Raw genomic sequence first — 12779 nt, forward strand, 5'->3', positions numbered from 1 at the left:
GACGCACTTTCGGAAGTGCGTCGCACCTTGGATCAGGGTCTCGGAGACCCTTGGGGTCTTTGCGCAGTCCCCAGGCTGAGACATCTCTGTTTCGGCTAGGCCTTCTTCGCCTCCGCCTTCTTCTCGCGGGCCAGGATGCGCTCGTACTCCAGCGGATACTCGTGGCGCATGCGCTCTTCACTCACCTTGCCCGTGAAGATGGTGGTGTCCAGGGGCATCTTGCCTTGGGCCAGGTGCGCGTTGTACATGTGCCAGACGAGGATCGCCAGGAACGCCAGGAGCGCCTCGCCGCCGTGGGCCGCCTTCGCCGCGGGGATGAAATAGCCGGGCAGCCAACGGGTGATGATCTCGGGCCACATAAGGATCGCGCCGGTCAGGAACATGACGAGGGTGCCCCAAACCAGCGCCCAGTACTCCACCTTCTCCTTCCAGTTGAACCGGTCGTACTTCGGCAGTTCCTTGACCAGGCCCAGGTTGTAGCCCAGGTGGCGCAGCGCGTCTGTGATGTCCTTGAGGCCGGGGATCATGGAGAACCGATTCGGCGACTTCTTGATGAAGATGCTCCGAATCAGGGCCAGCACATGGTACACCGTCTCAATCCCCATCATGTAGGCAAAGAAGTGGTGCATGGTTTGGACGGTTTTGATCCCGCCCATCCCATTCATCAGGGTCTGCGCCCAGGCGTAGTTGTGGAACTTCTGCGGCAGGCCCGTCAGGCACAGCATGCCGAACGAGATGATGAGCAGAATGTGCTCAATGCGGGCGCTCAAGTCAAAGCGGATGAAAGTCCGCGGCTTCTCGGTGCTCATCTGTTGTGTGCTCATGAGGCCTTCCCTCGCTTGAAGTGGTTCACGATGCGGCGACCGATATCGGTAAGGACGAAGAACGACATGGCGCCGATGACCAGCGGGATCAGGATGGTGTAGAAGAGATTGACGTAGTACGTCAGCGGCGTGCGCTCGCGGGTAACCTTGTAGTGCCCCACCCACGCCGATGCGAACTGCGCAGGCGCGTCCGGGTGGCACTTCCGGCATGCGTAGATGAGATTGTCCGGGTGCACGCTGGACTTCGGGTCGGTGTGCGACCGAATCTCGTGAATGCCATGGCAGTCCGTGCAAACCGCCTCGTAGCAGTAGATGCTGGCGCTGGGCCACTTCGTCTTGTACAGTTGCACTGTCGTGCCGTGGAATTCCTGCGTGTACGTAGTATACACGTCATGCGACAGGCCGTACTTGGCCATGAGCGCGGGGTCGGAATGGCACGAAGCGCACAGGTCAGGCTCGCCGATGCGGAATTGCGGCGTGTTCGGGTCGGGAATCTTGTGCGCGCCGTGGCAGTAGGTGCAGCCAGGCACATCCGGGTTGCCGGTGATGAGCGCCTCGCCGTGCACGCCCTGCTTGTACTCCCCGTAGATCGCCGTGTGGCAGTGCGCGCACGTCTCCGATGCGGCCAGCGTGCTCTTGCGCAGCCCTTTCACATCGTGCACGCCGTGGCAGTCCGTGCAGACCGGCGTCTGGACATTGGGATCTTTCTCGCGCAGTCGGGCGTGAATGCCATCGCGGTAGTCCCGGTACACATCCGTGGACAGTCCATAGCGCGCCACCACGTTCGGGTCGGTATGGCATGTGGCGCACAACTCGGGGCTGGCGGCGCGGAACTCGCCCGTGCGAGGGTCGGGCATCTCGTGCGCGCCGTGGCAATCCTCGCACACCGGCACGTAGGGGTTGTCCTTCTCCGTGGCGATGACGCTCCCGTGGGCGCTTTTCGCGTAGGTGTCCAGGATGGAGGTGTGGCACCCATCCTGGCCGCACGTCTGCGAGAGTCTGTAACGGGGCTCGTCCGGTGGCGTGATATCGTGCCCGCCGTGGCATTCCACACACGTGGGCACGTCGCGGTTGCCCTGGGCCAACAGGCGGTAGTGAATGCTGTCGTGCTGCGCCTCGGTGATTTCGGCGTGGCAGGTTGCGCAGGCCTCCGCGCGGCTAACGGTGAAAGCGCGGCAGTCCTCCGCCTCCAGTTTCGGATGCGGATAGCCGGTGATGTTGGTGTGGCAGCCTGTGCAGGTGATGCCCGCTTTCCCATGCACAGACTGGCTCAGCGTGGTTGCATCTACCGTGAGCGAGACGGTCTCGCCGCAGCCCGGGAAGGTGTAACTCAACCCAGGCTTGGCGTGGCAGGCCAGGCACCCCTCATCGGTCATCGGGCCTGTGGGCGTTGGCCCCGGGGTCGGTGCAGCCGCCTCCGGGTGGCACGCCGCGCAGGTGGACTCGGCGCGGTTGGCGTGATCCGCCGGAAGTTTGCTGGTGGGATGACACGTCAGGCACGCCTCGCGCCCGGCGATGGGATGCGGCGTCTGCGGCGCTTGCGGCGGCATCGGCGGCTGCGCGCTCGCCTCCGGGTGGCACGCCGTGCAGGTGGACTCGGCGCGGTTGGCGTGGTCCGCCGGAAGTTTGCTGGTGGGATGACACGTCAGGCACGCCTCGCGCCCGGCGATGGGGTGGGGCGTGGGCTTGCCCTGTGCGAAAACGTGCACGCCGAGAAGCGTGGCGCCCAGCAGTGCCGCCAGCAGGACTGCTGTCAGGATTCGGGTCTGTGGCCTCATTGCAAGTCCTCCGCGAGAGGGGTCTTGTATGCCCGTGCGCTTCACTTTGTGAATGCCGCGACACTCTGGTGAAGTATATCACAACGCTTGAATCTTGTCAATTTCCATTTGCAGACTCTATCGCCACAGAGACAAAAAGAGGGCGCTGGGTGCGCCCTCTTTGCGTAACGCTCGCCGATTTCGGCTGCCGTCATCGGATGGTTACTGCAGCCAGGTTCGCATGAATCGCACGATGGCGTTGATTTCCTCGGCGCTCAGGGTCGAGCCGAAGCCGGGCATGCCTTCTTTGCCTGCGCGGATGATCTCGGCGAGTTGCTCATCGGAGCGACTGCGCAGAAGCCCGGGTGTGTTGATGGCCTCCTTGGCGACCGGCCCACCCTGCCCCTTGTCGCCGTGGCACGCCGCGCACAACCGGGCATACAGGGCTGCGCCATCCGGCGTAGCAGGTTGCGCGGGCGCGGCGGTCGGTGTCCGCGTGTGCGCCGGCCCCGAAAAGCCTGTCGCCGTCGGCACAGGCGCGGGAGCCTTGCCGCTGACCGATAGCATGTACAGCGCCAGGCTCTCCAACTCCACCTCGGTCAGTTTGCCATAGGGCGGCATGGTGGCGTTCGCGTTCAGGCTCTTCGGATCCTTCACGTATTGTTTTAGGTAGGCCGCGTCGCGGGTCTGGCCGATACGCGTCAGGTCTGGCCCCAGGGTCCCGCCCCTGCCCTGGATGGCATGGCACACGCTGCACCCCTGGTCCTCGTACACCACCTTGCCGGCTTCTGCCGACGGCCCTCCCGCCAGTGCCCCGCCGGTGAGGCCAGACAGGTAATCGGCGATGGCCTGCACATCCTCGGGCGCCAGCGAGTGGACCGGCATCTGCGAGTTCGGCAGGACGACCGTCGGGTCCTGGAGATACTGCACCAGCCATGCCCGGTCCCGACGTGCGCCCACCCCACTGAGGTCCGGCCCCGTTACGCCGCCCATGCCGTCAATGGCATGGCAGGCCGGGCATCCCTGCGCCTGATACCGGGCCTGGCCGCTGGAAATCGGCGTTGGCGACGGCGCGCCCGCCTTTGGCGGCGTGGTCAGCGCGAGCAGGTACGACGTAAGTGCGATGAGGTCGCGGTTGTCCAGCGAGTAGGCGGGCATGAGCGACGAGCCCGGCGATGGCCGCAAGTGCCGAATCAACGACTCGGGATCCAGGCGCGTGCCGACGCCGGCCAAGTCAGGCCCGCGTGTGCCCCCGACGCCATCAATGGCGTGGCAGACCGCGCAGGCGCTCTCCTTGTAGATACGGCGACCCTCTTCCTGTATCGGCGTGAGACGGGTGATCTCCAGGCGCGTAACCTGCGACGGCTCGGGTGAGGGAGCCAGCGCACCCTGGACCGTCAGCGCCACGATTCCCACAAATGCCAGCGCCGCCACCGCCGTGATCACCGGCCTGTCCAGGGGATGGCGGTACCGATTGCGGTCAAGGAACGGCAGCAGAAACAGCAGCAACACCCCACCCAGCGGGAACACCAGCGTGCCGATGATCTCCCACTGGGGCTTCAGCAGGCGCAGGAATTGGAACAGGAACAAGAAGTACCATTCCGGGCGCGGCACGAAGTCCGTGGCCGTCGGGTCGGCCTTCGGTTCCGGCTTCACCCCCACGAAGATGGCCAGCGCCGCCAGAACCGCAAACACCACCAGGAAGGCCAGGCTATCCTTGAAAATCACATGCGGGTAGAAGGTGTGCCCGCCCTTCTTGCGCTCGCCGTAGAATGCCTGATACCCCTCGGGGTCCGCAGGCACGGGCACCTTGCGCTCCGGGGGGTTGGAGATGCCCTGGCGCACCACCAGGTACAGGTGGGGTGCGAACAGGAGCACGCCCGCCAGCGGCAAGAACATCACGTGCAGCGAGAAGAATCGCGTCAGCGTTACTGCCCCCACCTCGGTGCCACCCCGCGCCAGTCGCAACAGCGCCGGACCGACCACCGGTATTGTGCCCATGATCTCCGTAACCACCGTCGTCCCCCAATAGGAGACCTGATTCCATGGGAGCAGGTAGCCGGTGAGGGCCAGAGCCAGCGCGACCAGAAGTAACCCCACGCCGATGAGCCAGTTCGCCTCGCGGGGATACTTGTACGCCCCGAAGAATAGCACCCGCAGCAAGTGCAGCACCACCAGCACGATAAGGGCGCTGGCCGACCAGTGGTGCAGGCCGCGAATGAAACTGCCGAACAGCACCTCGTTGCTAATGTACTCCACGCTTTCGTAGGCCTGGTCCACCGAGGGCACGTAGTACAGCGTGAGGAAGATGCCCGTGATCCCCTGAATCAGGGCGGTCAGCATGGTGGCGCTCCCGAAGATGTACCACCAGCCCACACCTCGCGGCACGGGGCGGTAGAGGAACCCTCGCAGGAGGTTGCGGATGCCTGTCCGCTCGTCTATCCAGTCCACCAGTCGGCGCATGGTCATCCTCCTACCCTTTGGGCTGGGTCTCGCCCAGGAACAGCCGCCCGTTTTCCACTTTGACCGTGTACCGATCCAGCGGGCGCGGCGCAGGGCCAGCCACAGGCGTGCCCTCGGCGTCAAACACGGCTGCGTGGCAAGGGCAGAAGAACTGTTGCGCCTTGCTGTTCCACTGCACCCCGCACCCCAGGTGTGTGCACTTGGGACTGAAGACCGTGAAGCGGTCGCCGTCTTCGCGGCGCACATAGACGGACACGTGTTGCTCTTTCGTTACCCATCCATCCTTGATAGTGCGGGAAAAGATGGCCAGCACAGGCTCGCCTTGCGGGAAATCCGAGACAGGTCCCACCTCGTGCCATTGGGACGATTGGGTGCCCAGCAGCGGGGAGAGGACATACCCGACGGCGGGAATGCCCACGGCCGCTGCCACGACGCCCCCCACCGCCGCAATCACGCCGCCGAGAAATCCTCGTCGGCTCACGCCAGAAGCATCAGTGTCATTGCTCATGATCGCCTCTCAGGGAGAAAGAAGATCGGTACCAGTATCAAAGGAAAGACCATCCAGATCACCAGGGTGCAGAAGACGCTGTGAAACAACACGTTGCCCGGAAAACGAGTGGGTAGACAATGTGTAGGCACCACCTCCTTCCAAAGCGTTTCGGAACTCAATAGCCGACGATGCGTGTGGCACACAAAGACACGGTGTCGGCCGCTCACGTTGGTTATCATTATACCACGCCGGCTCGTGATTGTCAAGATATGTAACCATGCAATATGAGCATATCTTGACAATATTAGTACGTACTAACTCCCAAGCCCAAGAGTAAGTTGTATGAGATTCGGTATGAATTGCTCCCCGGACGAAGACCCGCAGCGGTGCCAAAAGGCAGAGAAGGGGCGCACAGACTGCGCCCCTTCTCCTTTGAAGCGACCCATACCCTGCGGGGCCATGCGGCCCCTTTGGACTATGACGCTTTGGACTATGACGGCTATGGGCGAACCATGCCCGTCATGTCCACCTTGACCTTCGCGCCCAAACTGGCGATGGAATCGTACAGCACCTGCGCGATGTACTTCGGGTTGTGCGCAAACGCGCCCGGATCCTTGGTGGCGTACTGGTAGTTGTACGCCGCCTGCAGGAGCCGTGGCGTCCAGGACTTGTACGCATTGGTCGCCTGGGCTTCGTCCGTATCCACTACGCCGTTGCCGTTGGTGTCGGCGAAGAAGTAGGGATATGCAGCCGCGTTGTAGGCGATGGGCGCACCGGCCACGTCCTTGGCATAGGCCTGCAGGGCCGCGTACAACTCCTCGCGCAGGCCTTCCACCTCGCCCGCAACGCCTTCCTTGGTGTCGCCGTCGCCGTCGTAGTCCTTGGCGGCGATGCGGATGGTCTCCAGGTCGGCGGCGGTCTTCACCGTCGCGTGGCAGGTGCCACACGCCTCAACCTTGACGTCCAGCGCGTGGCCGTCGTGACAACTGGCGCAGGTGTCAAACCCCGGCACGTGCGCATTCTGCCCGACGTAGGTCTTGCCGTCGTACTCGTAGGCTCCCTTGGCGTCGGTGCCGAACAGCGTCGCGCCAGCCGCGAAGTAGTGGACGTTGCGGAAGCGTAGTTTGTCCGACACCTTGTCCAGGTCAAGCCCCTTGATGGCCGCATTCACGCTCACGGTGGACTCGCGCCCCTGGTGGCAGGCGAGGCACAGGTTGCTGTCGGGCGAGTCCTTGAACGCCAACTTCGCGCCGCTGGGGAAGGTAACCGTCTCCACCTTGTAGCGCGTAAAGGCCGGCTGCGCGTCGTGGCACGTGGAGCACAGGAAGCCGTTGCTCGGAGCGGTGGAGATGTTGACGCCTTCCTTCAGGTACAGCGGCAAGCCGGTCCCGGAGTGGCAGCGCGCGCACGCGCCCGGAACCACGCCTGTGTCATCCCAATGGCGGAACGCCTCCTCCGAGCCGGCGAAGTGCCCGGCGTCAATCCGGTGCGCCTTGGAGAGATCCACCGGCGTCGCCAGTTTCGCGTTGAGATCCTCAATGGAGTCGTAGAGCAACTGGATGATGTACTTGCCGCCGTGGGCGAAGGTGCCCGGATCCTTGACGGAAGTCTGGTAGTTGTAGGCCGCCTTCGCGAGTCGGGCCGTCCAGGACTTGTACGCATTGGTCGCCTGGGCTTCGTCCGTATCCACCACGCCGTTGCCGTTGGTGTCGGCGAAGAAGTAGGGATATGCAGCCGCGTTGTAGGCGATGGGCGCACCGGCCACGTCCTTGGCATAGGCCTGGATCGCCTGGAGCAGCATCCCCTGCAGGCCCTCAATCTCGCCGGCGATGCCCTCCTTGGTGTCGCCATCACCGTCGTAGTCCACGGCGGAACCGGCCATGCGCACGTTCTTGAGGTCCTCTACGGTCTTGACGCCGGTATGGCAGGTGGTACACTCTTCCACGCGGACTTCCAGCGTGTGCGGGTTGTGGCAGTCCACGCAGGTGTCGTACCCTTCCACGTGGTCAAACTTGGCGTCGTAGGCCTTGCCGTCGTACTCGTAGCCGCCCATGGTCACGGTACCGAACTGCGTGGCGGCGGCGGCGAAGTAGTGGATGTTGGTGAATCCCAGGTCGGGGCTGGGCGTGTCGGGATCGGTCAGTTTGGCCTTTTCAATGGCCGCGTCCACCGAACCCTTGAAGGCGCGCCCCTGGTGGCACTGCATGCAGCGCGCCTCGGGACCGAGGTCGGTAACTTCCACGCCCGACGGGAATACGACGCTGGTCATCTTGACTGTGGCCGCGTTGTGGCAGACGGTGCAGGAGACCACCGTGCCGATCTTGGCGTTGGCATCCACCTTGCCAGCGGCCGACCCGTCAAGCCCCAGAAAGTCCAGGTAGCCGCCCTCGCTGTGGCACTTGGCGCAGGCAGCCGGCACCTCCGGCGGGCTGGCGTTATCCCAGTGGACGAACGCTTCGGACTTGGCATCGGCATGGCCCGAGGCGGCCCACTCGTCCACGAAGGGACAGGCCAGCGTAGGTTCCGGCACCGGCGTCGGCGGGACAGGTGTGGGCGAGGGCGGCGGTTGTGTGGGCGCGGTTGTCGGCGTAGGAGTCGGCTGCGAGCCGCACGCTCCGAAAGCCAGCACTGCCGCGCCTAACGCAAGGACAACCAATGTCCCGATGATGCGTTTCCGCGTGTGCATAACTAGACTCCTTCCTCATGTGGTTTCGGATGTGTGGAGCATGTCTTGGTGAGACTGATGGCTATGCGAATGACCCTGGCAATCACCCCCTTTCGCAAGATTCCGCCCGACAAGTGGCCTCGGTGATGCTGTCAGGGCGACCACCGCAGATAAGCGATCCGCATGGATCAGCCGTGAGTAGAGGAAATCCTTGTATTGCACATAATTATACCCGATTTGCGCGATGCTGTCAAGATAATTGCCAACGGACAATGATAAGTAGCCTTTATCCTTTCATCGGGTGAACTCATAGCACACGCCGACCATTCGTGGGCTAAGGACACAGAGGGCCACGCCCCGACCTTGTCCCAGAGCGTTATGGATATGCATGAGGATATAACTACATATCAAAACATGTTATTCACCTTTATTGACAAACTGACCAAAAGTGTGCTATAATACATCGGCATGAGGCACCGGGCGGGCATTGCCCCGTCCGAATGTTTCTCTCCACTGGGGACGGCACCCCTTGCGGCCTGCGGGCGTACAGCCGGCGTTTCGGGCACGGCACGCCGCACGAGCGGGCAGCGAGAAGCCCAAGGGGCCTTTTCCCACAGCGCGCGGTGGATGTTCCATCATCGCCGCCCGCAGCCGTGGGTACGTCCAGAATTGGGAGTGAGGCACTTGTCAAACGCAGTGGATGGGCAGGGTGGCACCATGGATCTGTTGCGCGCCGCCGGTCCCGAAGGGGCAACGATAGCCCAATCGCGGACGCAAAAAGAGAAGGTCGCCGTGAGCGAGCGGGAAGCCAAATACCGGCAACGGTTGCAGAAAGAAATAGATGAGGTTGAGCGGGGCCTGGCCGAGGTGGAAGAGCGCCTGGCCGAGAAGGGCGATTACAGCCTCGGAGAGGGCGACCCTGCCATCTACCTGTGGGAGATGAACCTGGCGCGCAGGCAGCGCCTCCAGACACGGCTGGACGAACTGCGCGCGGCCATGGCCCGGTTGGACCGGGGCACGTACGAACAGTGCTCGGTGTGCGGCGGTCGCATAGAAGAAGACCGCCTGGAATTGTTGCCCACGACACGCACGTGCAGCCAGTGCGCGCGCAAGGGCAGGTAGGCTTGACAAGACGCCCGCCGTTTCGCGACGGGTGATATTTGCAGATTCCCGCATTTCGCGCTATAATAAGCATTTGCTGGCCAATGGAGGCCGCAATCCTATGCCAGTACGCGGTGGGAAGCAAAGGTGCGCGGGCGCGCGCCTTTTTGCTGTAGTCGCCGCGTCGCCGCTCTCATGCGCATTACGACCGGGCTTTCACGCCCGCGCAACATACGAGGTGATCCGTTGCCTAACCTTGAGGAACTGTTGGAAAAAGGAAAACGCCAAGGGTACGTTACCTACGACGATATCCTGGCGACCCTTCCGAAGGTGGAAGAGTCCCTGGCTGAAGTAGAGGACATCATGTTTGAACTTCAGCAGCAGGGTATTGAAATCCTGGACGCGGAAGGCGCAGCCGACGAGGTGCTGGAGACCCAACTGGCCGAATTGGAGGAGACCCATTTGGAGGACCTCCTCGCCGAGGACCAGTCGGACTTTGACCTGACGGCCGTGGACAGCGACGACCCGATGACCCTGTACCTGCGGGAAATCGGCCGCTACTCGCTGCTCACCGCGGAGGACGAGGTCGCCCTCGCCAAGCAGCGCGAACGCGGCGAGCAGGCCGCGCGCCTGCTGGAACAGGGCGTCAGCGACCCCGACTTGGCCGACCAATTGCGCCAGGAGGTGGAGCGCGGCAAACAGGCCCGCGATCGCCTCATCCAGGGCAACTTCCGCCTGGTCATCAGCATCGCCAAGCAGTACCAGGGGTACGGCGTGCCGTTCCTGGACCTGATCCAGGAGGGCAATCTGGGCCTGATGCGCGCCATTGACAAGTTTGACTATCGCCGCGGCTACAAACTCTCCACCTACGCCACGTGGTGGATTCGCCAGGCGGTGGGCCGCGCCGTCGCCGACTACGGCCGCAACATCCGCCTGCCCGTCCACATGAACGAGCGACTCCGCCGCCTGTACCGCCTGTCGCAGCGCATGGAGCAGGAACTGGGGCGCAAGCCCTCCACCGAGGAACTGGCCGAGGAGATGGGCATCGCGCCGTCCAAGATTCAGGCCATGCTAGGCCTGTCGCAGGACACCCTGTCGCTGGAAATGCCCGTCGGCGAGGAGCAGGAGAGCGAACTGGGCCAGTTCATTGAGGACGAGATCAGCCCCGCCCCCGACGATCGCGCTTCCCACGAACTCTTGCATGAGGACGTGGAAGAGGCGCTGGAAACCCTTACCCCGCGCGAGAGCCGCATCCTTCGGCTCCGCTTCGGCCTGTACGACGGGCACAGTTACACGCTGGAAGAGGTGGGGCGCAAGTTCGGCCTCACCCGCGAGCGCGTCCGCCAGATTGAGAAGCACGCCCTGCGGCGGCTCCGCCACGCCAGCCGCAGCCGCAAACTCCGCGGCTACCTGTAGGCGCGCCGCCCTGCATCGCGGGCAACACCCTGCCATCTCCGCCGACGGGAAGGGCGACGTCCGATGGCGCTTTTCACCTTGCAGACAGCAAAAGACGCGAAGGGCATCGCGCGGTTTTCGCGCCCTTCGCGTCTTGCGTGTTCCAAACGCCCCCTCGCGCCTCGCAGGTGCGCCGACCCCGACTTCGGCGCTACTCCGTGAACACCGCCGTGCAGTCCTGCGTTACCTTCACCCAGTAACCCTTGCCAGGCGTCATCTCGGTCAGGTCCGACGCCCAGGCCGGCGCGCCAGGCACGTACTTCTGCCAGGGGTCTGGCCGTGTCGGATCGTAGGCGTACACGGCCGTGTACTTGCCCGCGATGGACGCCAGCGCCTCGCCGATCGGCTTGGCTGCCGTCAGCGGGTACGCGATGAGGTTCCACCCCTCGTACAGCGGGATGTTGGATATGCTCTGCTCCTCGCCGCTCACGATCCAGGAATCCGGGGCCGTAACCCGTACCCACAGCCCATCGCCCGGGTTCAAGTTGGTCAACGTGTTGGCTCCGGGCGGCGCGCTCACGTCGTACACCCGCCAGGAATCGGCCTGCGCGTCGTAGGTGTAGGCCAAATCATAGGACCCCGCCAGCGACGATAGCACGTCGGTGATGGCGTAACTGGACAGTTCCACCGGCACCGATAGCAGGTTCCAGCCGGGCTGCACCGCCGTCGTGATGGTATGCGTCAGGCCCTGCAGGTAGGCTCGGTACTGCTCGCCCACCGCCGTGATCTGCTTGGTGTCAATATCAAACAGCGCGGTCTTGCGCCACTTGTAGGCGTCGCTGGGGTGCCAGGACGTGAGGGCGAACCAAGCCCACCGCTGGACAAGGCGGTTGTTGTCCGAAGGCATGCCTGTCGTGTCGGATCGGGCCGTGCGCAGCCAGTCAAAAGCCTGCACCATGAAGTTCAGCACGTACTCCTGGGGGATGTTGGAGACGTACACGCCTTCCAGGACGCCCACCTCGGTGATCATCAGCGGCTTGTCGCGGTAGCCCTTGTTGGCCATCACCTGCCGGTACGTGGTAATGGTGGGCACGAAGACGTAGTCAAAGTCAATGTCGCGGCCAAACCCATACACGTGCAGGTTGAACATATCCACCGGCATGTCCACGCCCCAGCGGGCCTTGTACGCATCCAGCACGTCCGCCAGAGTAAACGGCCGGCCCGGCTCCGCGATGGCGTTGATGAAGCCGATGGCGAATTTGTAGGTGGAGCCGTAAGGTTGCAGTTGGCGGATGATGTCGTAGTACTTCTTGAACTTCTCCGCGTACTCCGTGGGCGTGATGCCGCGGCAGGGGTTCAAAGGAACGCCGTTCTTGGTGCAGAAGGTATCGTACTCTAACTCGTTGCTGATGATCCAGACCGTGCCGGGCGGGTAGTATTGCGGCTTCCAGTTGTACTGCTGCTGCAGCGACTCCAGGGTCTCGTTCCCCATCAGGTCGCCGTAGGCCGCCACCATGGGGAAGAAGGTCAGGCCGCTCACATTGTAACTGGGGTACGGGCCCCAGATGTGGAACCACGACGCGCCTAGCGTGGGCCAATCGGGGTAGTCGGTCAGTTTGCGGTTTGCGCCGAAGCCGAAACGCCACTTGTCGCCGGCGAACGCCGGCTGTGCGACGACCAACATCACGATGAGTGCAGACAGCACACACAAGGCGAGTTTACGATTGCGTTTCATCGCGTCTGCTCCTTATGGGCATGGATGGAAAAGCAGGGCCATATCGGGATGCCCCACAGGCCCAGTATACACGAAGTGCGCGCAGGCGGGAATAGGAAAACATGCCTATTGCGCAGCGGTCGTTCCGCGCAGCGGAGCCGCGAAGACGCGACTCCACCACTGCGCGCCGAGGGTACGCATAGTCATGGATTTGTCCGCGCGTCCGCCCGACGCTGAAGCATCGGGCTGAAGGAGCGAAGCCCTACGGGCTGGGGTTAGATTCGCGTCCATTCGCGCAGATTCGCGGTTGCTTGTCGCCCGAGGCTAAAGCCGTCGGGCTGACAGGGCCAAGCCCTGCGGGCTGACTGTA

At 63.4% G+C, this 12779-nt stretch carries 8 protein-coding genes; 2 read left to right on the top strand and 6 right to left on the bottom strand.

The genetic code is table 11. From position 1 onward, the window contains the following. Positions 1–95: 95 nt before the first annotated feature. From H5T65_12055 to H5T65_12075, 5 genes are all read right to left on the bottom strand, one after another. A complete protein-coding gene (locus H5T65_12055) occupies positions 96–824 on the bottom strand; it encodes a cytochrome C (protein MBC7259968.1) in 729 nt (242 codons plus the stop codon). Beyond that, entirely contained in the window at positions 821–2602 is a 1782-nt protein-coding gene (locus tag H5T65_12060; GenBank protein ID MBC7259969.1) for a hypothetical protein, read from the bottom strand. The genes H5T65_12055 and H5T65_12060 overlap by 4 nt, the downstream gene beginning before the upstream one ends. Positions 2603–2803: 201 nt before the next feature. Continuing rightward, positions 2804–5044, bottom strand: a complete 2241-nt coding sequence (locus H5T65_12065) for a c-type cytochrome (protein ID MBC7259970.1) — start codon at positions 5042–5044, stop codon at positions 2804–2806. A gap of 10 nt (positions 5045–5054) precedes the next feature. Next, positions 5055–5552, bottom strand: coding sequence for a ubiquinol-cytochrome c reductase iron-sulfur subunit (locus H5T65_12070; protein ID MBC7259971.1), 498 nt, complete (start codon positions 5550–5552; stop codon positions 5055–5057). Between the two features lie 481 nt (positions 5553–6033). Continuing rightward, complete coding sequence (locus tag H5T65_12075; protein ID MBC7259972.1) at positions 6034–7953, bottom strand: hypothetical protein; 1920 nt, start codon at positions 7951–7953, stop codon at positions 6034–6036. Between the two features lie 930 nt (positions 7954–8883). Between H5T65_12075 and H5T65_12080 the strand changes: the two genes are divergently transcribed. Further along, the gene (locus tag H5T65_12080; GenBank protein ID MBC7259973.1) at positions 8884–9321 is read left to right on the top strand and encodes a TraR/DksA C4-type zinc finger protein; all 438 of its coding nucleotides are present in this window, start codon (positions 8884–8886) and stop codon (positions 9319–9321) included. Positions 9322–9495: 174 nt separating this feature from the next. Further along, on the top strand, positions 9496–10716 hold the full coding sequence (locus tag H5T65_12085; protein MBC7259974.1) for a sigma-70 family RNA polymerase sigma factor: 1221 nt from the start codon (positions 9496–9498) through the stop codon (positions 10714–10716). A 190-nt stretch (positions 10717–10906) separates the two neighbouring features. Here H5T65_12085 and H5T65_12090 read toward each other — a convergent pair whose 3' ends face one another. Beyond that, on the bottom strand, positions 10907–12430 hold the full coding sequence (locus tag H5T65_12090) for a hypothetical protein (protein MBC7259975.1): 1524 nt from the start codon (positions 12428–12430) through the stop codon (positions 10907–10909). Positions 12431–12779 lie beyond the last annotated feature (349 nt).

This window comes from Chloroflexota bacterium (assembly GCA_014360805.1).
Classification (GTDB): domain Bacteria; phylum Chloroflexota; class Anaerolineae; order DTLA01; family DTLA01; genus DTLA01.